Below are 24,053 nucleotides of genomic sequence, written 5' to 3'. Positions count from 1 at the left end.
CATAGCCATGTACTCATTCACTTTCTTATTTAAATCCGTAGCCAAGCGAGACGATAATGGAGTTGGTTTGGGAGCGCTGCCCCAGTTTTTCCACTGCCAGCCGCGACAACGCCAGGTCCAAGCGCAGGCCGCTGGTGGTTACGCCTACGCCAAGGCTCGGCTGAGCTTTCCATTCCTCTTTGCCGCTGAAGGCCTGTATCTTCTGAAAATTACTGACCCCACCACGCAGAAACACGACGTTGTTGTAGCCAATTTCCAAACCAGCGTGCGGATCGATGCTGATTAAGCCCGTAGAAATAGGCGTATTACGCTGCCCGTCGGTGGTCATTTCCAGATCGGTGGCTACGAGGGCTGTGAACTGGCCCGGTAATTTGATAGTACGTCCTACGCCTAGTATGAGGCGCGGCAGCGTTACTTCCGAACTGTTGCTGGGGATTTCGTCGATGGTGGTAGCGGATCCTTTGAATTCATCGGCATCAATGGACCAAACATTAAAGGTGGTGGTAATATCGCGGGCCATAAGGCCGAGGCGCCAGCCTTGATGCTCGTATTGCAAGCCGGCGTCGACGCCAAAACCGTAGGCGTTGGCGAATTTGCCAACGTTGCGGTAGATAATCTTAGCGTTGACGCCCAGCTTTAAGCCTTCGATTACACCAATGCGCCGCGCATACGACAGCAGCAACGCATAATCGGCCACAGAGAAATAGCGAATCCGGTCGTATTGAATGTAGCCGTACTCATTCACGAGGTCGCGGGTATCGGCAATGTCATCGACGCCCAGGCGGATCAGGCTGGCCCCGATGGCGCTGTTCTCATCGAGCGGCATCGCGAAGGCCGCGTAGTCGTTTTTTACGATGCCCGAAAACAGCTCGGAGTGCATGAGCACGCCGTCGTATTTGTTTTTCAGATCAAGCAAACCGGCTGGGTTCCAATAGCCGGCGGTGGCATCCTGCACAATGCTGACCTGGGTATTGCCCATGCCTAGGGCCCGGCCGCCCACCCCGATGTTCAGGAACTCATTGCTGTACTTGGGAGTGGCATCGTTCGACTGTGCCCACGCGGCGGGCGCCGCGCCCAAGCTCAGCCCCAAGCCAACCAGCAACGGGACTACTTTGGAGAAGTGCAGCATAGAATAAAGTAGGGAAAAACGAATAATTGCAGCAGCAGCGCAAGTTACTTATTTATAGTGCGTCTGCTGGCTTAATTGGGCCAATAGTGCGTGCGTGGTCCGCATAAATCGGGCCGGGCGGTAGCTGGAGGGCTTTTTGCGGAGTGAGAAATGCGTGGGGGGCAACATTCCGTTCCCCAGCCTCCTATCATTAGTATCTGCTTTTACCCAAGCATTATTATTTCAATTCGACTCATCCCCTACCCCTAATTCATTAGTAGAAGCAACTTAGTTTTATTTCAGCTACTAAAAAGAATTTATTGAGAATCAAAAAAGCCCCCCAGAAATCATCTGGGGGGCTTTTTTGATTCATTCCACACGTTTCCTCCCACTGTAGAGCCCGTCTCAAGAATACTTCACAAAAAATATTTTTGACAAGTACCTTGCGTTACATAGTACCTTCTGTTATCTTTGACTCATTCTTCACCGATATCTGCCTCAAGCCCATGAAAGTAGAGAACACCCAAGTGCAGATGCGGAAGGGCATCCTGGAATTCTGCATTCTGGAAATTATCGCCCGCGGCGAGGTCTACGCCTCCGATATGCTGGAAGAGCTAACTTCCGCTCGCATGATCGTAGTGGAAGGCACGCTGTATCCGCTCCTGACCCGACTAAAAAATGCGGGTCTACTTGATTATACTTGGAAGGAGTCCACGTCAGGACCACCGCGCAAGTACTACACCCTAACCTCCGTTGGTCTGGAGTTTTTGCACCAGCTGCGCTTGACTTGGGAAGAGGTCGCCGACTCTATCCGCATCATTCGCCAAAAGCCGCATGTGAACGGCACTGCTACGGCGCAGCAGTAACGCCGCCTCCACCTTTCTTTCGAAGTTTTCCTGACTTGCAGCACTGAGATGAAAAAGAACATCAGTATCAACCTCCAGGGCATCATCTTTCACATCGAGGAAGATGGCTACGACGTACTCAGCCGCTACCTGGCCGAGGTAAAAGCCCACTTCAGCGGCTACCGCGGACACGAAGAAATCGTGGCCGACATTGAAAGTCGCATCGCCGAGCTATTTGTGGCTCGCCTCTCCCCTACCAAGCAAATTATTTCGCTGGAGGATGTGGAGGCCATGACCGCCAAAATGGGCCGGGTACGCGATTTCCAAGCCGCCGACGACGCCGAGGACGACGAAGAGTTGTTAGCCTCCGCCGTTAATAATGGCACGGCTGCTGGCACCTACGCTCGCCCCGAATACGCCTACAATACCACTGGCGCTGGTGCCGGTGCGGCTTCCGCTACCGCCTCTGCCGACGCTGCCGAACCCCGTCGTCTTTTCCGCGATGTGGCCAACAAGAAAATAGCTGGTGTGTGCGCTGGCTTGGCTCACTATTTCGGTATTAATGCCGTCTGGATCCGGCTGATAGCGCTTGCCTCTCTGTTCTCAGTTGTCATCGGCGACTTTGTGGGTGCCTTACCTGCTTTCACCATTCTGGCATACGTTATCCTGTGGGCCGTGCTGCCCAAGCGCAACGACCTACCCGACCCAGTAGGCATCGGTGAGACAACCGGCGAGCGGAAGCTCTTCCGCGACACGGATACCGGTAAAATTGGAGGCGTATCGTCCGGTTTGGCCGCTTATTTCAAAGCCGATGTCACCCTGATCCGCATCCTGTTTGTGCTAAGCTTATTCACTGGCTTTGGCCTGTTGCTCTACCTGTTGTTGTGGATTGTGATACCCGAAGCCCGCACCGTATCTGAAAAGATGCGGATGCGCGGCGACGCAGTAACGCTCTCAGGCATCGACAATAGCCTGCGCAACAACGCTTTTGAAGCTGGCGGCGTAGCAGGGAGCGGCCGCCAGGTAGGAACTTTTTTGGAAGAACTAGCCCGCAACCTCCGCCCGCTGGTTAACTTCCTAGGCTCCCTGATTCGGGTGTTTGCTGGCATCCTGCTAGTCATTATCGGCTTCTCCATGCTGCTCGGCCTCACTATAGCCTTAGGTATTGGCCTGGGCATGATTCCAGCCACGAATAGCTTCATGACTGGTGATATTCCGGCTCACGTTTTCCTCAATGGCGTTCCTGTATGGGCAATGTTTGCCTTCTACTTAACCGCTGCCATTCCTGCTCTCGCACTGTTGCTAGGTGGTTTGGGTTTATTACTCCGCCGCTCTATCCTTACCCGTACGGTAGGCTTGACGTTGCTCGGCTTATGGTTGCTAGGTGTAATGGGTACCGCCATAGGTGCCACCCGTATTAGTCATGATTTCCAGGAAGAAGCCGACGTAACGCAGAACCAGGCATTTCCAACCCTGCGCGCTTCTAACATCTATCTGGATATTCGGGGAACCGACAATGGCCACGACCAATGGGTGAATGCGCAGATAGCCGCCGTAGATAGCAACCAAGTCGTATCCGTTGATAAAACGTTCCGGGCTGAGGGCGCTACTGAAGAAGAAGCCCGCCAGATGGCCATTAGCAGTGTAGCGTATAATGTGCGCCAGGTAAACGACACTACCCTGCGCTTCGATGACCACTTTACCTTCCGCCCAAACGCTCGCTTCCGCGACCAAGGAGTAGAGGTGACGCTCAAATTGCCCCGCAACCGGACCATTCGCATGAGCCAAGGCGCTGCGCACTGGCTCGGCAGCGACAACTTCGTCGATAACGATATGCCCGAGAATGTAGAGCAACATCTCTATCGCCTAAAAGGTAACGAACTCGAGTGCGTGGACTGCACAGAGGAAGATCTGCACAGAACCACGGACGAGGAGGGAAACGTGGATGAGGAAGGTGATATGAACATCGACATTAACGAGGACGAAGAAACTGGTGACACAAACGTATCCTTGGATTACGGCGGTGCGCCTAGTTTCTCCACTAACGCCGATGACTATGGTTCGGGCCGTGAGACGTATAATATAGATGGCTTTCGTGAAGTAACCGTGGTGGGTTCCTACCGGACAGTCATTCGCTCAGGCAATACCTATCGGGTGACGGCTGCTGGCCCAGAGCGGGAACTGCGTGATCTGAAAATAGACCGCGAGGGCAATGAACTGTTAGTACGTCCTCGCAACCGCTCCCTTTTTGGTGGCAACTGGGGCCGTGATACCGACCGCGGAAAGGTACTGATCACTATTGAAATGCCTGCACTGGATAAGCTGGACTTAGCCGGAGCCGTGCGCGCCGATGTATCAGGCTTTTCAAATCAATCGAGTCTCGAAGTGGATCAAGCCGGGGCTAGTCACTTACGGTTGAATGGCGACTATCGCACCCTAAATCTTGATTTGGCTGGTGCCTGTCGTACTACGCTGCAAGGGCGCGCTGAGACGCTAGATGTAGACGGAGCCGGAGCCTGCGAACTTGCGGCAGCTGACTTCACTGCCCGTTCAGCCGATATTGATCTGGCTGGCATGAGCAAGGCTCGCCTGCGGATCGAAGAGTCGCTTCGTGCTGATGCCGTAGGTGCCAGCGTGATTGAGTATAGCGGCAACCCCGGCAGCGTGAAAGTGAGCGACGTAGGTGCCTCGCGCATCACCCGCATTAACGAGTAAAAAAGCCCACCAGCCTCTAACCAGGGGCCTTTTTTACCAATCGTGCAGGCAAGCCGCTAGTTTTACGCAACAAAAACGTGACAACCGGGCAACCTTGCCTTCATAATCACCATCTATTATTGCGGTGAACAAAGTATAGGGTCTAAAAGTGAGTGAAAGGTGGACCCTGAGGAAGTCTTTCTACCTACCGAGCTGCAACTGGGGGTAGAGGCTTCCTCACATTTGTTTTATAGGGTTGGTATATATAAATTATTGCATTAGCAGCGGTATACATAGCCGAGTTGACAGCATAATTTCGTGCTACTTCTCTTTCTCCTAATGCCTTCCGTTATGCAAACTATCTTAGGCGCAGGCGGCACGATTGCCCGGGAAGTGGCGCACCATTTACCTACGCTCACGGGCGAGCCGCTGCGTCTGGTTAGTCGTCAGCCACAGAAAGTTAACGCGGCTGATGAGCTGCACCCCGCTGATCTTACTGATGCTGCCCAAACCAAGCAGGCTGTAGCTGGCTCGTCGGTAGTATTTCTGGTAGCGGGCTTGCGTTATAATACCAAAACTTGGCAGCACGACTGGCCCCGCATCATGACCAACGTGCTAAATGCCTGTGAGCATCACGGAAGTAAACTGGTGTTCTTCGACAACGTGTATATGTATGGGCTGGTGGGGGGCAAAATGACTGAAGAAACACCCTTCAACCCCATAAGCAAGAAAGGTGAGGTTCGTGCCCACATTGCTCGCCAAGTGCTGGAAGCGATGAAGTCGGGGCGGGTAGAGGCGCTAATTGCCCGCGCTCCCGATTTTTACGGCCCCGGTGTACAAAACTCACTTCCGAACGCGCTTATTTTCGACAATTTCAAAAAGGGTAAAGCGGCACAATGGCCCGGCAGCGTTGACCAGCCCCACTCCTACATCTTCACCCCCGACGCGGGCCGCGCCACAGCTGCACTCGGCGTTACGCCCAGTGCCTACGGCCAAACCTGGCATTTACCTACCGCTGCACCCGCTATTACCGCCCGACAATTTGCTTCGTTAGCCGCAGCCCACTACGGCGTCGCTCCTAAGATCAGCGGCTTGCCGAAATGGCTGATGCGCGCCGTGGGATTGTTTGTAGAGCCGGTGCGCGAATCAATAGAAATGTTCTATCAATACGACCGGCCCTATTTTTTCGATAGTTCGAAGTTTGACAAGCAGTTTTTCGCGGCCACCCCTTATGTAGAGGGCATCCGCCTGGCCGCAGTTTAGGCTACTATTACTGAGCCGAAGGCTGAACCGGAACTAATCCTTTGGCTTTCCCCAATTCCAGCAACAGCGCAAAAGCCTCCTCCAGCTCATTCCGCACTTTTCCGTCCAGAATAGCCTCCAATATGGCTTCTTTCAGCTCGCCTACCTCGCGGGAAGGTTTGAGGGCGAAAGTCTCCATGATGACTTCGCCGGTAATAACGGGCTTGAAGTTGCGCAGATGGTCCTTTTCCTCTACCTCTTTCAGCTTTTGCTCCACTACCCCAAAGTTGCGCAGGTAGCGCTCCTTCCGCTGGTGGTCTTTACTCGTAATATCGGCCCGGCAGAGCAGCATGAGCCGATCAATATCGTCGCCGGCTTCGAAGAGCAGGCGGCGCACGGCCGAGTCGGTTACGGTTTCTTTGACCAAGGCAATGGGGCGCAGATGCAGCCTTACCAGCTTTTGTACCTGGCGCATTTCTTCGCCCTGGGGCAGCTTCAGCTCGGTGAATATCTGAGGAACCCAGCGGGCACCCCGGTCTTCGTGGCCATGAAAGGTCCAGCCTACTTTAGGATCAAAGCGCTTGGTGGCGGGCTTGGCAATGTCGTGGAGAATAGCGGCCCAACGCAACCACAAGTCGCCGCCGGCTGCCACCACGTTGTCGAGCACCTGTAAGGTGTGGTAGAAATTATCCTTGTGCGCGTGCTGACCTACTTTGTCGACGCCTTGCAGCAAGGCCATTTTTGGAAAAATCAGCTGCAATAAGCCTGTCTGAAACAACAGCTTAAAGCCGTAGCTAGGCTGGGGAGCTAATATTATCTTGTTCAACTCATCGGTAATCCGCTCCTGCGACACAATGCGAATCCGCTCCTTGTTGCGGGCAATTGCGTCGTAGGTATCAGGCTCAATATCAAAGTCGAGCTGCGTGGCGAAACGCACGGCGCGCAACATGCGCAAGGGGTCGTCGGAGAAGGTTATATCCGGGTCGAGGGGCGTACGGATAGTTTTACGCTTGAGGTCGCCCATCCCGTCGTAACGGTCTACCAAAGTCCCAAAATTTTCGGGGTTCAGACTTAACCCCAAGGCGTTGATCGTAAAATCACGCCGCGCCAGGTCCTCTTCCAACGTGCCCGCCGCCACTTCCGGCTTACGCGATTCGCTGCGGTAACTTTCCTTACGGGCACCTACAAACTCAATCTCTACCTCGGACGTGGGCAGCATGGCCGTGCCAAAGTTTTTGAATACCGTTACACGGGGCCGGCCGGGCAGCTTTTTGCCAACAGCCTGCGCCAGCTGTATTCCATCGCCTACGCACACTACATCAATGTCCTTGCTGGGACGATTTAGAGCCAAATCGCGCACGTAACCGCCAATCACATAAGCCGGAAAATTCAACTCACCGGCGGCATCAGCAATAACTCGGAAAATAGGTAGGTCAGGGAGTTGGGGAAAATTCATAAGAGTACTGGGGGGCATTTTATGCCGCAAAGGTAGCACTCCCACTTTGGCTGGGGGGCAAATTCGTGGCCTGAGCTTCTATTCGCGTATCACTTCCAACTGTCCATTGGCTCCAAATCGAACCACACGCGAGGGCGCGGTGCTGGCTACATCTTCCTGCCGCCAGCCTACTACATGGTCAACGGCACGCACCAGTTTAGGATCAACGGTGGCGTAGGTAGCCGGCGTAGGCTCGCCGGCTTTGTTGGCTGAGGTAGAAACCACGCCGTGGCCGAGGCGGAGCACTAGTTTGTGGCAAAACTCATCCTGCGGAATACGCAAACCTATAGTACCATCCGGACCCAATAGCTGTGGGGCCAACCGATGATTGGCTGGCAGGATATACGTAGTAGGACGGGTTTGCTCTGCTATAGCTTGCTCCAACCCAACTGGAACCTCAGCAGTATAGTGGCGTAGCATATCCAGGTCAGCAACCAGCACAATGCTGGGCTTGCCTTCGGGACGCTCCTTTAACTTGTAGAGGCGTTCTACGGCACGTGGCACTTCGGCATCGCAGCCGATTCCCCATACTGTATCGGTAGGATACAGTATGATTTGCTGAAAGAGCAACGCCTCGACGGCGGCTTCTACTTCTTGTTGAAAATTGGCCACGAAAGTAGTAAATGGAGGAAAGAATAACTTTTTGCTTGCTCAGACAATCTCCTGACACAACTCTACCAATACGCCGGCCGCGCTTTTGGGATGCACGAAGCACACTAGTTTATTGTCGGCGCCGCGCTTGGGCTCCTCATTCAGGAGCGTGAAGCCCTGCTCTTTTAGTCGCACCATCGTCGCCCGAATGTCTGCTACCTCAAAGGCCACATGGTGGATACCCTCCCCTTTCTTACTCAAATAGCGCGTAATGGCGCTATCGGGCGTGGTACCGGCCAATAACTCAATCTTGGAGCCGCCCACTCGAAAAAAAACCGTGTCTACACCTTCGCTGGCTACATGTTCCTTTTTGTACGGCTCTTGGTTTAAAAGAGTAGTGTACAGCGCAGTAGCCGCTTCTAGGTCGTGTACGGCTAAGCCAAGGTGTTCCAGATTTGTAAACATAGGGGGCGAACGATGCGGATGAAGAAGCTTACTTAGAATATCTCTACTTTTGTGAGCGCAAAGTAAAACCAGTTTGTTTGTTTTGCTGTTCTAGATGCGAATGATTCTCCACTGAGTTACCTTTGGACTTTCATTGGTTTTCCGTTGACTTACTGAAATTCGAGCCATGCTCAAGCTACCTATTTACCTCGATAACAACGCCACCACGCCCCTCGACCCGCGTGTACTGGAAGCCATGATGCCTTACCTCACAGAGGTATTTGGCAACGCGGCCTCCCGTAACCACCCTTTCGGCTGGGCAGCGGAAGAGGCCGTGGATTATGCCCGCGAGCAGATTGCTCAACTCATCAATAGCGACCCTAAGGAGATTATCTTCACCTCGGGCGCTACCGAATCAGACAACTTAGGTATCAAAGGCGTGTTTGAGATGTATTCCCAGAAGGGTAATCACATCATCACCGCTACCACTGAGCACAAAGCCGTGCTCGATACCTGCAAGCATATTGAGAAGCTGGGGGGCAAAGTGACGTATCTTCCGGTTAACCGCGAAGGCCTCATTAGCCTAGCCGACCTGGAAGCTGCCATGACGCCACAGACCATTCTGGTGACGATCATGTACGGCAACAACGAGACTGGCACCATTCAGCCAATTTGTGAAATCGCCGCTATTGCCCATAAGCACGGCGCTTTGTTCATGACCGACGGTACCCAGGCTGTTGGCAAAATCCCGGTTGACGTTCAAGCCGATGGTATCGACATCATGGCATTTACGGCCCATAAGATGTACGGTCCGAAAGGCGTAGGTGCACTATACGTACGTCGTAAGAACCCTCGGGTAAAAGTTACTGCCCAGATGGATGGTGGTGGCCATGAGCGCGGTATGCGTTCGGGTACGCTTAACGTTCCTGGTATCGTAGGCTTAGGTAAAGCTTGCGAGCTCGCTCGCTTAGAAATGGACAGCGATGCTAAGCGCCTCTCTGCTATGCGCGACCGGCTTGAGAACTCTTTGCTGGAGCTTGAAGAAAGCTACGTAAATGGCTCCCGCGAGCACCGCCTGCCGCACGTAACCAATATTTCCTTCACTTATGTAGAAGGTGAAGGCCTTATGATGGGTGTGAAAGATTTGGCCGTTTCATCCGGTTCTGCCTGTACTTCAGCCTCTTTGGAGCCTTCTTACGTATTAAAGGCATTAGGTCTGAGTGATGACTTGGCGCACTCTTCCCTCCGTTTCGGGTTGAGCCGCTTCACCACCGACGAGCAGATCGACTACGCTATCAATCACGTGAAAGAGGCTGTGAACAAGCTCCGCGAAATGTCGCCTCTGTGGGAGATGTTCAAGGAGGGTGTTGACCTCAGCAAAATTGAGTGGGCTGAGCATTGATTTAGCCCCGAGTACCGAGACACGAGTTGTGAGACTCTTTTGTCTATTGCCCATTTTTAGTCTCACACCTCCCTTTTAACTTCTCAACTCTACCACAATGGCTTACTCCGATAAAGTAATAGATCATTACAGCAACCCCCGCAACGTGGGCACGCTGGACAAAAGCAAAAAGAACGTAGGTACCGGTCTCGTGGGCGCTCCTGAGTGCGGCGACGTAATGCGCCTGCAAATTGAGGTAGACGAAGCTACCAACACCATCACCGACGCCAAGTTCAAGACGTTCGGTTGTGGTTCGGCTATTGCTTCTTCTTCCCTAGCAACTGAGTGGCTGAAAGGCAAGACTGTTGACGAAGCACTGAGCATCGATAACATGGAAATCGTGGAAGAGCTTGCTCTTCCTCCCGTAAAGATTCACTGCTCGGTACTAGCTGAGGATGCCATCAAATCGGCCATCAATGACTACCGCGTAAAGAATGGCTTGCCGGCCTTGGAAGAAGCTAAATCGCACCATTAATCCGTTGCGAATGTTAGTATGAAGAGCCCATCTTTACTTAGAGGCAGGCTTTTCATAGTTGACAACTTACAACTCGTAACTGGCAATTCCCATGATTACTGTATCTGATAAAGCAAAGGAAAAAGTAACGCACCTGATGCGCGACGCGCAGCTCGACGAGACGTATCGTCTGCGCGCTTCGGTGGCAGGTGGTGGCTGTTCGGGTCTTTCCTATAAGCTTGATTTTGATAATGAAATCAAGCCCATGGACCAGGAGTTTGAAGACAAGGGTGTGCGCGTAGTCGTTGACATGAAGAGCTTTCTTTATCTGGCCGGCACTGAGCTCGACTTTTCCGACGGTCTCAATGGCAAAGGTTTCTACTTCGATAATCCCAATGCTTCCCGCACCTGCGGTTGCGGTGAAAGCTTCTCTGTATAGATTCCCTTATCTATAAAAAAGCCCCCCAGACTAGTTCTGGGGGGCTTTTTTGTAATTAACAGTTTCTCACTATGCTGACTAATCTGCCTGCTTGATAAACTTGCGGACTATCCGTCCTTCTGCGGCCGCTATCTCCAGATAATAGAATCCAGCAGGCAGCCCTGATATATCGAGCGTGGTTAAGGTACTTGCAGACTGTCCTTTTTGCAAAGCCTGTCCAGTTGAAGACAAAATCCGGTAGTCGGCCGTCCCATTGTAGGGCAGATGGAAGGTGAGCTGGTTACGAGCAGGATTAGGAAAAAGCTCCTCCTTACTCTGTCCTTTCACGACTACAACGTTCGAGTAGGTTGCTGCACCATCGAAGTCTAGCTGCCGCAAGCGGTAATAGGCTGTGGAACTGCTGAAAGGCGCGGTATCTAAGAGGCTGTACGCTTGCTTTTGGGTACTCTGCCCCTGCCCTTTTACTTTGCCGACAGTTTCAAATAGGCGACCGTCAGCGCTACGTTCTACGTCAAAGCTGGCGTTGTTCTTTTCGCTGGCAGTAGCCCACCGCAGCAGTACGCCTTGCGCCCGGCGTTCGGCTGAAAATGAGATAAGCTCAACAGGAAGTGGATTACTTCCAGATGTGGAACTCACTTCTGTGCTGGCTAATACAAAAGTGCCGAGGCTGGTAAAAGGGATTGTGGAGGTAATACTACCAGTAGGTATAGCACTGCCCATTCCACCAATATTTTCCCAACTCTGATTATCAGGCGAAGATTTAACGATACGCAGTTTTTCCGCATTATCTACTTGATCATCGGCGCCATAGCTGAGTTGAATACTGCTACTAAGTAAGTTGCTGGTTGTGGCATTGCTGCTCACGTTGAAGTAACGTACCGCCGACACTTTATTGACTTCGCCGGTAAAGAGCCGGGCGGTTGGCTTCCCTTTTATCTGCTCAGCCGTATAGCGCACTTCTGCCCCATCACTGTGATTTAGGCTCATTGTCAATGGGCGAAATGCCGTCCCGAAACCAAGTGGAAATGTTAAGCTAGTGTTGCCGCTTGCTGCCACCACTCTGGTGAGCGGACCGCTCACAAAGCTCTTATCATGGCCTACAACAGTGGCCCCAGTCAATAAAGTAAGCGTTCCAGCGGAAGTGTTTACAACCCCATTGGTAAGGGTTAAGGCTTTGGATATCTGCACCGGTGTTTGTAATGTCACGCCAGTAGCATTGTCAATTACAACCGTGATAAAGCTACCAAACGAAACAGGTACCGGTATGGCAGCCGCACTTGTTATAAGCTGATTACTAGCGCCATTGAAAGTTATAGTAGATGCGCCAGCTGTATTTGCTAAAGTGCCACCATTGATTATCAAATTGCCCTGAATAGCAATGTTGGCAAGATTCAGTCGAACATTTCCTGTTGTAATAATTAAGTCGTCGAGAATTACTAAAGGCAAACCGGTAGAACTTACGGTGGCACTGCCACCAACAATGCCGGTGGCCGTTGTCGGGCGATTATATTCCATATAACCGTAAGTGCGACCAGGTAATTGTGGTCCGGCTGCAGTCGATGTAACTGAGTAGATGTAGCGATTGCCTTTTTCCAGAATAGTAACCGGGGCAGTAGGAAGGCTTGTGCCAAATGGCGCTCCCCCGCCGCGATGATCGTATATCGAGCCACTTCGGAAAACAGTGGTGCCACCAGACTCTGATTTATCATTGAAAGGAAAACCTGTAAATGTCTTGTCGGCCCTGAAAGTGCTGCCAGCGACAAAATGGATAGTGTTAAATCCTTTCTTCTGAGAAATTAACTGATGTGGGTCATTGGTGAGTGATGCTGTACTACTGCTGCCGAAGATGAGGGTACCAGCAATAGTAGCTGTGCCTTCTGTACCCAGATAAAAGCCCATCCCAGCCGTTGACTTCACTCCATCTGGGCTTTTTACCTGCACAGAGCTACCGGCATCAATCTCAAAATTGGCCCCCGTTAAAGCAGTAGCCATCGACAATTGTCGGGCTGGTGGTGCTGCAGTTATATCAGAGTTAGGCTGCACCGTCAACACTGCTGTTATGTTGTTAATGAATCGTAACTGACTAATAATCTGTGGTGAAGCAAAGTCGACATACACGTTAGCCGTAGCTGTTCTGCTGCCATCAAAAATTAGCACATCATCCGTAGCCGGAATGCGCGCCGGATCCCAGTTATTGGCGTTAGACCAATTGTTATTACCGCCTGTTCCTACCCATGTATAGGGTGCTGCATAAGATGTTGGCGCGAGTAAAAAACAGATAAGTAACGTACCAATTGTGAACAAGGCGTGTGGTAGGCGTAAGCCAACGGTAAAAAATCTCATACTTTGAATAAGAGGGAGAATATGAATAAAGGGTGAAGTGAGGATGCCGCTTACCTCAATCGTGCCAAGTCAGTTGATTGAATAAAAAAAGCCCCCCAGAATCTGGGGGGCTTTTTACTAGCTATTTACTATGTGTTAGTTCTTCACGATTCTGCGAGTAATCTTCTTCACTCCATCATTCACGGTTACCAAATAAGTACCGTTGTTTAAAGAGTTCATGCTTACTTCACCGTTGGCAGCCAACTTCTCTGTACGCACTACACGGCCGCTCAGATCAGTTATAGTTACCTGCACTTCTGCTTTGCTGGTGTAGGGCAAGCGGATGTTCAGGACGCCGTGGGTTGGGTTAGGATACATCGTAACCTCCGCTAACTCGGTGTTAGTAATAGTAACGATTCCTGATAAGCTGATCTTGCCATCATTATCGATCTGCTTGAGACGATAGTAAGACACACCAGACAAGGGCTGCTCATCGACAGCGACGTAAGTGCTCTTGTTGTTTGTAGATCCCTTGCCATTCTTAAACAGAATAGTAGTGAACGATGTGGCATCTTGACTGCGCTGAATTTCAAAGCCTTTGTTGTTCTTCTCAGAGGCAGTAACCCAGCCCAAATTCACCTTGTTGTTCTGCAGATTAGCCGTGAATGACACTAGTTCTACTGGTAGGATGATAGGAGGCAATCCAACAGACTCGATGCCTACTAATGTGGTTGGAGTAGTAGGAGTCAGATAATTCTCCGCTCCTGTTACGCTAATATTCTGCGTAGGATCGATGTTATTGTATCCATAGACGTAGAAGTAATACGTCTTGTAAGGATCCAGACCGGTAATGGTTGTGCTTGGGACAGCAGTACCCGCGAATACTGTGTAGAAGCCTGGAGCGATTGTTCCCTGATTCTGACCGTTATACACGCCATTAGCCGTCTCATATCCCTCACCATCATTAGGCTGGCTAGCCGGAGCGTTAGTTAAAGTGCCATTCTCACTCGCTACAATCAGACGGCCTTCACCATACGATGAAGTGCCGTTACGCTCTGGTACTGGATTAAAGGTTACTGTAGCTGATTTTCCATCAGCGCTACGAGTAATGGACTGTTGTGCCGCTACTAATATCTGAGCGGGCTCAGTAGCAATCGACTGACCGGTAATCAGACCATTAGCAGTAAAGGACTGCGCTGTTTGAACTGCAAAGTCACCACTTTGGTACTGCAATGCAGCATCTGCAACGCCTAGATAAGTAGGATTGTAACGTACATACACTGCCTGATTTACGGTATAGACCGCTGCGCTATTTGGGTCCAAATTGGGACGCAAAACTACTGTTGATCCAAACGTTTTGCCATCCAGTGACAGTTGATATTGAGGAGTTCTATTCGGGTTAAACGAGTTGGGCGATTGCGCTACTGAGAGAGTAATATCGCGCTGTACTCGTGAAGCCCGAACAGTGATCGGGGTAGATGCATCCTTAGAAGTATAGATTACTACCTGCTTAATAAGAGCAACATCGGCCGTTTGAATAGACGGAACGCTGGTTGCAGATACTGGAATGCTGGTACCAGTGGCCGGAGCGCTTGTGTTTCTGACGCCATCCGAAACCGTTGTGGCAGTAGTAGGATAGAAACGTACATAGACATTGACCGCTGGTGTAAGATCATTGCCTCTGTTTGGAGCAAAAGTGATTGAGTTACCAGTTGCTTTCGAGTCTGTCAGGTCACTGAAATCAGCAAACTTTGATACTTGAAAGAGAAGCGGGGCAGTTACAGTAATAGGCTGTAACAGGTTTTGTCCTGACAGTTGATACGACTGAACCGCTGAAGGTACATTGGGAACCGTAGTGAATTGCGAAAACGCACCAGGAGAAGTCACAATAACTGACTGGTTACCAGTGCTGTTTGCCTCAATTGCAACAACCGTCTGCTTACCTGAGCTGCTTAGAACCAATGAGCCGCGAAATTTGCCAGCAGCTATTGTTCCAGCTAAGTTCACCTCAATTGTACGAGTTTGAATGTTGCCGTTTACTTGCTTGATAGTCAGCGGACGATTTTGAAACAAGCTTGGTACCGAAGTATCACGGAATTCAATATTGCGAATTTCTTCACCACCAGACGTAATAAAGGAAGGCGTCAATACGAGGTCCTCTGTGAGGCCAGTGGCACTTAAGGTAAATGTTAAGGTATTAGCTGAACCGTTGCTGCTTACTGTACCGAAATCTAGAAGAGTAGGTGAAGCCACGATTGCAGGCTGGCCAACTTCTGTACCGGTACCACTAACCTGAACCTGAGCAGAAGCTACACCTGAAGAGGCGATAGCAATTATTCCACTAATCGCACCAGTAGCAGTTGGTGCGAAAATCACATCAATAGTAGCATCTATCGATCCAGCAGTAGATGGGTTTAAAGTAATAGTGCCCGTGGAGAAAGCAGTGCTGCCTGTCCGGATTTGGAAAGCACCGTTAGCGGGAGTTGTAATAGTTACTGGTGATTGCAAGAAACTACCTTTAACCTCGAACGACTGAGTAAAAGAGGTTTGACCAACTACAACAGCACCGAAGTCTGGGAGAGTCGTAGCACTTACCGTCAAAATAGGTTGAGGTACACCTGCTCCATTTAATGTCACTACCTGCGTCGTAGCGTTAGGGCTGGTAATTTGTAGTGTAGAGCTATAGCTAACAGTTGCTGTTGGCGTAAAAATAACGTCAACCGAACGACTAACTAAAGTAGCAGATGAGGTGGTGGGAATAATTACCGTGCTAGCAGGGGTTCCGCCAGCGTAGCTCAACAGGAAGTTTGAACCAGAAGGTACATTCAACGTGAGATTACCCTGCGTATTTCTGTATGAAATGGATAACGACTTAGTAGAAGAGGTATTAACTGTAACATTCTCAAAGAAGATGTTAGTAGCAGCAGGCGTAATCGTAGGTGCTACTCCGGTACCTGTAACAAGAACTTCGGCATGCTCACCCTCACTGTCAAAATCCACATAGTCAGTTACCGTTCCTCCTTCTTTTGGAAAAAACCTGATATAAACAGCGTCGTTAAATGAGCCATTTTTAGCGGTTTTGAGGTTTAAAGTCAGTGGGCCAGAAATGAAATCCCTATTGTTAAGACTAATCTCATATGTCCCATCAAAATCCCTCACCGAAACAGTAATAGGAGTAGTTCCTAAATCTTCTGCGTCAACTTGAATTTTGGCTGCAGTTGAGGGTGTATTTACAGGTACTGACCTGAAGTTTGTGAAATTTGGATTGACTATAATTTTACTATCCTGCGCCCATCCAAGTATCGGCAAGGCCACTAAAATTAATAGAAGAGTCCAAATTCGAGGTCGTAATGTTCGGGATATGGTACTTACGTAAGTGTTTTTCATAAGCGTGAGAAAGAAAGTTTATAGAGAAAGAGATGAGACTTGTAAAAGGCGTTTTAGGACTCTAAATAAAGTCTATTTTTATATTCATTGAATCTAATTCACGTACTAGTTATCTCAAAAAAACTGCAGGAGTACAATTATTTTCCAGATAAGCCATAAATCTGATTCTCAGTAATATCCAAACCAACTTTTGAGCTTTCCCCCTACAATTAGCATACCTCATTTCACCCAGTCCAGTATTATTTTTGATAATGAAACACCCAGCTTAGATCGCTACTCTCATATATGAGAGTAGCGATCTAAGCTGGGTGTTTTGATAAATAACCTTCGCTCTTTGGCTATAAATGAGGTTTCCCCAACTTATATATAATTACTCTACTTATTCTCTGGAATAGTACTCTACGCTAAAATATGGGGCACGAACTCCGACAGATTGGTTATAAAAGCTTTGTCACGACGGAGGCCCAATGCGCACGCTTCACCTGCCCAGAATACGCCTGCCTGGTAAAGACGGTGTTCCCCGTCAGCAGGCAATTCTGCCCAACGCTGACGCACTTGGGGCTGGGGGACAAATTCGCCCGGGACTTCGTGAGTCACCTGCCCATTTTGCATCTCCGCTATATTCTGGCCTTCACGTCCGAAAAGCGGTTTGCGCACGCTATGGCCCGGCAAATCCTGCAAGGCTGCCTCTAGCAGCAGTGGGTGGTGTGGGTATACTTGCCAGAGCCACGCTAGAATGCCCTTACTCTGAAACAAAAGAGCATACGCCGGATTAGCGATAATTACGTCGCGACTTAACAGTAAATCGCTTAAGTCAGCGGTAAGTGCGGGCTCTTCCTGAGCCAGGATTTCCCATGGTACCAGCTTAAACAGGAAACCAAAGCGTTGCCATTGCCCCCCTTCAATTGGGGCCCATACGCCTCGCTCCTCTCCTGCCACCGACACCTGCATGCTATCTACCGGGCATAGCTCTACCTGCTCGAAACCAGCCTCGCGAGCAGCTTCAGCCAACACAGTACAGTTGGCTTCATCTTCTGGGCTACCGGGCAAATACACTATTAATAAGCTGGGTTCTAGATCTGGATTGAGGTCAAGCCACTGGCTAAATTGTGCGCTCAACCCTTCAAACAGCCCATTGGCTTGCCGGCTTTCGTCGGAGGTGCCCGAGGCTACCAAGCTAGCCCATTGCACCACGGCTGTTTCAGGAAGACTGGTTGCCGTGTCGGCGTTAAACTCAAGTAGCTTAGGCCCAACAGGCGTGGCAGCGAGGTCAAACCGACCATATATGTGCCAGTGTCGCTCATCGTTCCAGGAATGGCGTACCGCTGCCCAGAGGTTTGGAGGAATAGCCAGTAATTGAAGAAGATCATCCGGAATTGGATCAGGGATAGAGGCCACGAGCATTTCGTAGAGCGTATCGGCAGCCTGAAGCAAGGTGTCGGCCTCGGCCTCAGTCAATACAACGGCTTCGCGCGCAACGTAAGCCGCGCAGGCTTCCTCAATGGCCCATTCCCAGCCTAAGCCACGCACGGCTGGCGCAATATCACCGGTCAGAGGTAACAGCTTTATCATAGGTTGGTAACTGTATACTATTTGCCCCCCAACTCCCTGTACAAGGCGCTGGGGGGCAAATTATAAGATGAACACGCTTTTTTATTTAGCCGCCGAAGCTGCTACCTCCCCGATTCGAGAAGCCACTGCTACGTCCGGCCCGCGGTGCCGTACTACGCACCCCCGACCGGTTTACCGAGGTACTCGGACGAATGCCCGCGCCAGAAGTGCGACTGCCAGTAAAACCACGCCCGAAGAAGCCACGGCCCTGTTGTTGCTCCCGCGCTACATTCTGGCGCCAGCCGGCATTCTGCTGCAGCAGGCCCGGGTTGGCATATGCCCCTCGATTAGGAGTCAGGAAACGGCCGGCCATGTAGCCGATGCCACTCCACATCAAAATATCCATCATGCCGGTGCCGGCCACCCGGTTTTCGGGATGCTGCTGGCTGTAGTCCTGCATTTGCTTCTGCAAAGCTTGTCCCTGCAGCGTATCTACCTTGCCATCGAAGTGCTTCAGAATGGCAGCTACTTCCTCTTTACCAGCAGGGCGCTCAGCGGTTACTTTCCACTCGCCAGGCTGCACCTCGGTCATTTCTGTGATAACACCTTGCGAATAGGTTTCGCCCCCACTCCACTGTTCCTGACTGGTTTCGGAGCCGCTATTGTCCGAGCAAGCCGGCAGCACCGACAAGCCCAACGTAGCGGCAGCCGCTACCAGTAATGTATTGCGGCGCCAGTCGCCGAGACGGTGATAGGTCTTTTTCATGGTTTTTAACTCCTTGATGCGTATGTCTGAGACGTTGCGGGCCTCATGAAAGGCAAATAATCTGATTTCCTAAACGTGAATAGCGCTGAAAAAGGTCGAATCCACTTTCGCTTATTAATTGGCTACTAGATGGGTCCAAATTCATGTAAAATAGCCCACTGAGGCCCTGTATATAGACTACTCCCAGAGCGGATAGTGCTCCAGATGAACCTCTTGGCCAAAGAAGATACGGGTGCTTTCCTCGAAAGACTGGGTGAAGTCAGAAACGTAAAATTGGTGCGTGGGGGGCTTTTTTGCGGGCTGTGCAGCCAGATTGTGCTCTTCCAGATACGCCTGCGCGTGAGTGGCTACCGCATCGGAAGCATCCAATACTTCTACTTTGCCTTCGTAGAAACGGGCAATTTGCTCCTTGATCATCGGATAATGCGTGCAGGCCAGCACCAATGCCTCAATATTGTCAAGGGCCGGATTGGTGAGGTAGTTCTGGATAATATTGTCGCTGACACTATTATTAAAAAAGCCCTCCTCAATCATCGGGGCTAGCAACGGCGTGGCCAAAGAGTGTAGCTGCACGCCGGCATCGAGGTCATCCAGCTTTTTTTTGTACACGTTGGAATTAACGGTTTGCTTGGTGCCAATAAGCCCCACGTCGCGGCCAGCATATGCTTTGCCCACATGCGCTACAATCGGGTCAATCACGTTGAGTACCCGCGCTTTAGAGCCCACATATTCCCGCACCAGCTCGTAGGCCGCTGCCGAAGCTGAGTTGCAGGCAATCATAATAACTTTACAATGCTGCTTGAGCAGTAAGTCGCATATTTTGACTGAGTAAGCCTGAATAGCCGCCGTACTTTTGTCGCCGTAGGGCAGGTGAGCCGTGTCGCCAAAGTAGATAAGCTGTTCGTGGGGCAAGAGGCGGCTGACGGCGCGGGCTACGGTAAGTCCGCCGATACCACTATCGAACATTCCAATGGGCCGTGTCCGCAAATCGGCGGAAGCAGAAGAAGATGCCATAGAGGCGAAGGTACGGGCTTTAGGCAACCTCACTGGCAATTCGAGGTCTTAGGAAAGACGTATTTTTTAGTAATCTCCTATCTTGGCACCTCTCTCGCTCAAGCTCTCCTTTTCCATGAGTAAGATTTTGGATGAAATTGACCATGCCCTTGCCGCCTTCGATCTTAGCCGAGGCCGGCCGGTGGCTATTGAGTTGGGTGAGCTGAAATACACGCAGCTCGTGCTCGACGTAGCTCACCTGTACCGCGACGGTGGCGAGCTAACAACCAATACCGGCCGCCCGCTTGCCTACAAAGGCCTCGAAATCCTGCGCGACGAGTTGCATGTAGACCGCGTGCGGGTAATCTAGGCTTTCCCATAAGCCATACATATATAGAGTGGCCGAGCGGCAAGCCACCATATAGTCTACTGTCGGGCTTACGACACATTAAATCTACCTTTTGACTTGCTTGCAGGATAAGCAGATACGCTCATTTGACAATGAGTAAGAACCCAATATTTCTTCTTTTCCCTGTATATTGTTGAGATAAATTGGCCTTTGATGCCGCAGTTTTGGTGAATTACCAAGAAGTGAATCAAGGCTTTATCTATAAAAAGAAGACAAACGTGCTGTTAATGCTATGAAGCAAAGTGGTGTTCACACGTCCTCGATACCAGCGCGGGTGACATCCAGCCAACCGCTTGAAGAGACCACACAACCTGCTGGTGTATTAGATCAGCTGAAGCAGGCGCTACTACTGATTCAACAAGCATTTGCGGCCGTGGCTATCATCGATGACGAAGGCAACTTGCTGTGGGTAAATGAGAGCTTTTCTGCACTTTTTGGTAAAGCGACCAGTACGCTATCAGGGCAGAGCCTGTGGCAAATTTTGCCCCCCGAGCCCACTGATACAGTACCACATTTGCCCCCCACAGCTCCACTGAACGCTCAGAATGCTTTGCATTATGAAGGCCAAGCAACGGCCTCCGATGGTAGCACTCGTTGGTTGCGCGCCAAGTTGCAGCCGGGCACGATGTCTGAGCCGCACGAGCCGACGCGCTTTTTTGTACTGCTAGAAGATATCAACAATTGGAAAGCTGAACAGGCAGCAACCCAAGCTTACCAAACGCAGCAGCGCCACTTATTAGAGCAGGTTCCGGGCGCGCTTTTTCAGTGGCGTAATAAGTACGATGGCACCTCGCAGCTTACCTATCTGAGTGATAATGCCTCGACAATACTTGGGATCGAACCAGCCAACTTAGAGCAGCTTGGAGAAATCATTCACCCCGATGACCTAACTGCGTGGGTTACATTCTTGAAGCGGCTTCCCAGCGCCGAACCGGCCTCGTTTGAGGGTCGCCTGCTGGTGCAGGGCCAGCCATTGCGTTGGATTCAAGCTAATTACCAACCTACGGCCACCGATGCTGAGGGTGTACTATACAGTGGTATTATACAGGATATTAGCCCCCTGAAAAAGGCTGAAGAAGCCGTGCAGGATAGCGAACAGCGGTGGCACTTAGCCATCGAGCGGTTTGGCGACGGCGCGTGGGAGTTTAACTACCAAACGGGCGACGAGTACTTCTCCAATGCATACCGCACGATGCTTGGCTACCCGAATGAGGACTTTCCAACGGGCTTTCACGCCTGGCAGAACCACGTTCATCCCGACGACCATGTGGCTAGTATGCAGGCCTCCGACGCCTACTTACGCGGCGATCTACCCATCTATTCTGTTGAACGCCGACTGCTGTGCAAGAATGGGGAATACAAGTGGGTGCTGACCCGCGGCCTCATAACCAAGCGTGACGCCAATGGCGCCCCGCTCATTATGACCGGCGTACACACGGATATTTCAGCCATTAAGCAAGCGAATCTTGCTATTGAAGCCTCCACGCATCGCTTGTCGACTACTATTGCCAACTTCCAGGAAGGTATTTTAATAGAGGATGAAAACCGCCATATAGTGTTAGTAAACGAGGCTTTCTGCCGCATGTTGAACACTCAGGTGTTACCGGAGCAATTGGTCGGCGTAGAAACGGCAGCGCTGTTGGCGGCGGGCCAACTGCCGACAGAGCTGGGTTGGCTGGAGGGCTCTGATGGTCGCGTTCTGGAGCAGCAGGCCGTAATTGGTGAGCTACTTCCGCGCAGAAATGGCAAAGTATTTCAGCGCGACTTTATTCCCATCTTCAGTCGCAATGCCTCGCTCGGCTACCTGTGGAAGTTTCAGGACGTTACGGAACAGAAAAACGCGGAGGATATTCTGAAGCGGCGCGAAGAGAAGTACCGGCGCATCATCGAGCGGATGAATCTGGGCCTTATTGAGACTGATTTAACGGAGCAGGTGCTGTATATCAATCAGGCTTTCTGTGATATGCTCGGTTTCTCCAGTGACGAAATTCTGGAACAGCAACTCTTGCATCCGCTGCTGACACAGGAGGACTTGGCCACTGCGCAGGATGATTTGGATGCTTACGAGCGCATGGTGATAGGCAAAGATGGTTATCCTAAGTGGCTGTTAGTAAGCCGTGCGCCAGTGTATGATGATGACCGTCAAGCCATTGGCTCCATTCATATTACACTAGATATCACCCACCAAAAAACGCTGGAGCAAAAGCTGCGGAAAGCAAAGGAGCAAGCTGAGGACTCGTCGAAAGCGAAGGAGCTGTTTCTGGCTAATATGAGCCACGAGATTCGGACGCCGATGAACGCCATTCTGGGCATGGCGCAGCTTCTTGCCAAAACTCCGCTCGCCCCAGAACAGGACGAGTACTTGCGCGCTATTACTATATCGGGCGAAAACCTGCTAGTTATCATCAACGATATTCTGGACCTATCGAAGATTGAAGCCGGCCAGCTGCAAGTCGAGCAGATTGGCTTCAATGCCAATCAGTTTATGGCTCAGATTGAGCAAACGCTGCATTACAAGGCGGAAGAGAAAAGCTTGTTCTTTGAAACGAAGGTATCGCCACAGCTGCCGCCGGTGCTGCTCGGCGACCCTTACCGCATCACCCAAATACTACTGAATCTGGCCGGGAATGCCATCAAGTTCACGGAGAAAGGCAGCGTTACGATATCGTGTGACCTAATTCGGCAGGTTGATGAGGTTGTGGAAATTAAGTTTTCAGTGGCTGACACTGGTATTGGCATCGACCCCACGTACCTGCGCCACATCTTTAAAGAGTTTAGTCAGGAAGACCCCTCAGTGACGCGCAAATTTGGCGGCACTGGCCTCGGGCTCAGCATCAGTAAGAGTCTGGTGAACCTGATGGGCGGTGAATTGCAAATCGAGAGCAAGAAGCATCATGGTACCATTAGCTCCTTTTCTCTGCTGTTGCAGGTAGGCAGTGAAAGTGATTTGCCTCGCAAGGAAGCTATCGACCAAAGCCTGCGCGAAAGGCTACGCGGGAAGGAAGTTTTGCTGGTGGAGGATAACAAGTTCAACCGGCAGATTGCGAAGGCCTTGCTCAACAATGCTCATATTCATGTGGTAGAGGCGGTGAATGGCGCGTTGGCAGTGGAGCTATTGCAGAACCGGCGCTTCGACTTGGTTTTGATGGATATGCAAATGCCCGTCATGAACGGCTTGGAAGCTACGACTATATTGCGCGAGCAACTGCACTTAAAAACGCCAATTATCGCGCTTACGGCAAATGCCATTAAGGGCGAGCGGGAAAAATGCTTGGCTGCGGGTATGGATGATTACTTAGCGAAGCCGTTTCGGGAAGACGAATTGCTGAAACTCATTGGCGATTGGGTGCTAGGTCCAGCTGCTTCCGATACGACTTTGTCACCAATTGCTCCTGTCCAGTTGGCTAATTCCAGTAGTTCCCCTACTCCTCTCTATAAGCTTGACTTGCTGCACCAAGTAGGCCAGGGCGACAACGACTTCGTGGCCCTTATGCTCGATAGCTTTATAGAGAGCTGTGAAGAAGCAGTGCGCGACTTCGCGCTAGCAGTACAAACTCACGACACCAAGCTCCTGAAAGCCGCCACTCATAAGCTTAAGCCCAGCCTCGATCATCTGCATGTGCAGCAGGCGTTGCCCTTAGTAGAGCAACTGGATTCGTGGGAAGGCGACTTTGACCCGGATGCGCTGCAACCCCGCATCGAAACCGTGAATAGGCTGCTACAGCAGATTATTGATCATATGCGCCTCGATATGAAAGCGTTAACCGAAAAAAAAGCCACTTAGCGGCATTATTAGCAGCCTAAATCTTAGCGTAGCTGCCCTGCTGGGCTGATTACACAGCTCGTAATTAACACTTCTGCTTCCTAGCTGG

17 protein-coding genes are annotated in these 24,053 nt (G+C 51.0%); 8 read left to right on the top strand and 9 right to left on the bottom strand.

The genetic code is table 11. The features are described from left to right. Positions 1-25: 25 nt before the first annotated feature. Entirely contained in the window at positions 26-1,129 is a 1,104-nt protein-coding gene (locus tag H8B13_RS00785; protein WP_187308935.1) for a PorV/PorQ family protein, read from the bottom strand. 485 nt (positions 1,130-1,614) lie between these two features. Here H8B13_RS00785 and H8B13_RS00780 point away from each other — a divergent pair, with 485 nt between their 5' ends. The 3 genes from H8B13_RS00780 to H8B13_RS00770 all read left to right on the top strand — a co-directional run bounded on the left by H8B13_RS00780 (position 1,615) and on the right by H8B13_RS00770 (position 5,910). Next, entirely contained in the window at positions 1,615-1,974 is a 360-nt protein-coding gene (locus H8B13_RS00780; RefSeq protein ID WP_187309521.1) for a PadR family transcriptional regulator, read from the top strand. A 48-nt stretch (positions 1,975-2,022) separates the two neighbouring features. Further along, entirely contained in the window at positions 2,023-4,668 is a 2,646-nt protein-coding gene (locus H8B13_RS00775) for a PspC domain-containing protein (protein WP_187308934.1), read from the top strand. 330 nt (positions 4,669-4,998) lie between these two features. Continuing rightward, on the top strand, positions 4,999-5,910 hold the full coding sequence (locus H8B13_RS00770; protein WP_187308933.1) for an NAD-dependent epimerase/dehydratase family protein: 912 nt from the start codon (positions 4,999-5,001) through the stop codon (positions 5,908-5,910). 7 nt (positions 5,911-5,917) lie between these two features. Here H8B13_RS00770 and H8B13_RS00765 read toward each other — a convergent pair whose 3' ends face one another. The 3 genes from H8B13_RS00765 to mce all read right to left on the bottom strand — a co-directional run bounded on the left by H8B13_RS00765 (position 5,918) and on the right by mce (position 8,440). Further along, entirely contained in the window at positions 5,918-7,345 is a 1,428-nt protein-coding gene (locus tag H8B13_RS00765; RefSeq protein WP_187308932.1) for a CCA tRNA nucleotidyltransferase, read from the bottom strand. 78 nt (positions 7,346-7,423) lie between these two features. Continuing rightward, a complete protein-coding gene (locus tag H8B13_RS00760; protein WP_187308931.1) occupies positions 7,424-7,996 on the bottom strand; it encodes an L-threonylcarbamoyladenylate synthase in 573 nt (190 codons plus the stop codon). Positions 7,997-8,035: 39 nt separating this feature from the next. After that, positions 8,036-8,440, bottom strand: a complete 405-nt coding sequence (gene mce, locus H8B13_RS00755) for a methylmalonyl-CoA epimerase (RefSeq protein ID WP_187308930.1) — start codon at positions 8,438-8,440, stop codon at positions 8,036-8,038. 166 nt (positions 8,441-8,606) lie between these two features. On the opposite strand from mce, the gene H8B13_RS00750 reads away from it, so the two are divergent. The 3 genes from H8B13_RS00750 (at position 8,607) to H8B13_RS00740 (ending at position 10,753) form a co-directional block, all read left to right on the top strand. Further along, positions 8,607-9,821, top strand: coding sequence for an IscS subfamily cysteine desulfurase (locus H8B13_RS00750; protein ID WP_187308929.1), 1,215 nt, complete (start codon positions 8,607-8,609; stop codon positions 9,819-9,821). A 97-nt stretch (positions 9,822-9,918) separates the two neighbouring features. Further along, positions 9,919-10,335: a Fe-S cluster assembly scaffold IscU gene (iscU, locus tag H8B13_RS00745; RefSeq protein WP_084446771.1), complete on the top strand. Its 417-nt coding sequence runs from the start codon at positions 9,919-9,921 to the stop codon at positions 10,333-10,335. A gap of 91 nt (positions 10,336-10,426) precedes the next feature. Then, complete coding sequence (locus H8B13_RS00740) at positions 10,427-10,753, top strand: HesB/IscA family protein (protein WP_187308928.1); 327 nt, start codon at positions 10,427-10,429, stop codon at positions 10,751-10,753. Between the two features lie 78 nt (positions 10,754-10,831). Here H8B13_RS00740 and H8B13_RS00735 read toward each other — a convergent pair whose 3' ends face one another. The 5 genes from H8B13_RS00735 to murI all read right to left on the bottom strand — a co-directional run bounded on the left by H8B13_RS00735 (position 10,832) and on the right by murI (position 19,793). Then, entirely contained in the window at positions 10,832-13,096 is a 2,265-nt protein-coding gene (locus tag H8B13_RS00735; protein ID WP_187308927.1) for a T9SS type A sorting domain-containing protein, read from the bottom strand. 135 nt (positions 13,097-13,231) lie between these two features. Further along, positions 13,232-16,462, bottom strand: a complete 3,231-nt coding sequence (locus tag H8B13_RS00730; protein WP_187308926.1) for a T9SS type A sorting domain-containing protein — start codon at positions 16,460-16,462, stop codon at positions 13,232-13,234. Positions 16,463-16,861: 399 nt separating this feature from the next. Further along, positions 16,862-18,034: a glutathionylspermidine synthase family protein gene (locus H8B13_RS00725; protein WP_187308925.1), complete on the bottom strand. Its 1,173-nt coding sequence runs from the start codon at positions 18,032-18,034 to the stop codon at positions 16,862-16,864. Positions 18,035-18,119: 85 nt separating this feature from the next. After that, entirely contained in the window at positions 18,120-18,779 is a 660-nt protein-coding gene (locus tag H8B13_RS00720) for a hypothetical protein (protein WP_187308924.1), read from the bottom strand. 177 nt (positions 18,780-18,956) lie between these two features. After that, on the bottom strand, positions 18,957-19,793 hold the full coding sequence (gene murI / locus H8B13_RS00715; RefSeq protein ID WP_187308923.1) for a glutamate racemase: 837 nt from the start codon (positions 19,791-19,793) through the stop codon (positions 18,957-18,959). Between the two features lie 115 nt (positions 19,794-19,908). On the opposite strand from murI, the gene H8B13_RS00710 reads away from it, so the two are divergent. Both H8B13_RS00710 and H8B13_RS00705 read left to right on the top strand, forming a co-directional pair. Further along, positions 19,909-20,142 (top strand): hypothetical protein, encoded by a 234-nt coding sequence (locus H8B13_RS00710; protein WP_187308922.1) that lies wholly within the window; start codon positions 19,909-19,911, stop codon positions 20,140-20,142. A gap of 313 nt (positions 20,143-20,455) precedes the next feature. After that, complete coding sequence (locus H8B13_RS00705; RefSeq protein WP_187308921.1) at positions 20,456-23,965, top strand: PAS domain S-box protein; 3,510 nt, start codon at positions 20,456-20,458, stop codon at positions 23,963-23,965. The last annotated feature ends 88 nt before the right edge of the window (positions 23,966-24,053 follow it).

It is taken from the genome of Hymenobacter sp. BT188 (assembly GCF_014333585.1).
Classification (GTDB): Bacteria; Bacteroidota; Bacteroidia; order Cytophagales; family Hymenobacteraceae; genus Hymenobacter.
The sequence above is the reverse complement of the archived record's forward strand: the minus strand, read 5'-3'. Positions and strand labels throughout refer to the sequence as shown.

Coding starts and splice junctions, on each gene's coding strand:
- H8B13_RS00785 (WP_187308935.1), bottom strand. CDS start 1,129: ATGCTGCACTTCTCCAAAGTAGTCCCGTTGCTGGTTGGCTTGGGGCTG.
- H8B13_RS00780 (WP_187309521.1), top strand. CDS start 1,615: ATGAAAGTAGAGAACACCCAAGTGCAGATGCGGAAGGGCATCCTGGAA.
- H8B13_RS00775 (WP_187308934.1), top strand. CDS start 2,023: ATGAAAAAGAACATCAGTATCAACCTCCAGGGCATCATCTTTCACATC.
- H8B13_RS00770 (WP_187308933.1), top strand. CDS start 4,999: ATGCAAACTATCTTAGGCGCAGGCGGCACGATTGCCCGGGAAGTGGCG.
- H8B13_RS00765 (WP_187308932.1), bottom strand. CDS start 7,345: ATGAATTTTCCCCAACTCCCTGACCTACCTATTTTCCGAGTTATTGCT.
- mce (WP_187308930.1), bottom strand. CDS start 8,440: ATGTTTACAAATCTGGAACACCTTGGCTTAGCCGTACACGACCTAGAA.
- H8B13_RS00750 (WP_187308929.1), top strand. CDS start 8,607: ATGCTCAAGCTACCTATTTACCTCGATAACAACGCCACCACGCCCCTC.
- iscU (WP_084446771.1), top strand. CDS start 9,919: ATGGCTTACTCCGATAAAGTAATAGATCATTACAGCAACCCCCGCAAC.
- H8B13_RS00740 (WP_187308928.1), top strand. CDS start 10,427: ATGATTACTGTATCTGATAAAGCAAAGGAAAAAGTAACGCACCTGATG.
- H8B13_RS00735 (WP_187308927.1), bottom strand. CDS start 13,096: ATGAGATTTTTTACCGTTGGCTTACGCCTACCACACGCCTTGTTCACA.
- H8B13_RS00730 (WP_187308926.1), bottom strand. CDS start 16,462: ATGAAAAACACTTACGTAAGTACCATATCCCGAACATTACGACCTCGA.
- H8B13_RS00725 (WP_187308925.1), bottom strand. CDS start 18,034: ATGATAAAGCTGTTACCTCTGACCGGTGATATTGCGCCAGCCGTGCGT.
- H8B13_RS00720 (WP_187308924.1), bottom strand. CDS start 18,779: ATGAAAAAGACCTATCACCGTCTCGGCGACTGGCGCCGCAATACATTA.
- murI (WP_187308923.1), bottom strand. CDS start 19,793: ATGGCATCTTCTTCTGCTTCCGCCGATTTGCGGACACGGCCCATTGGA.
- H8B13_RS00710 (WP_187308922.1), top strand. CDS start 19,909: ATGAGTAAGATTTTGGATGAAATTGACCATGCCCTTGCCGCCTTCGAT.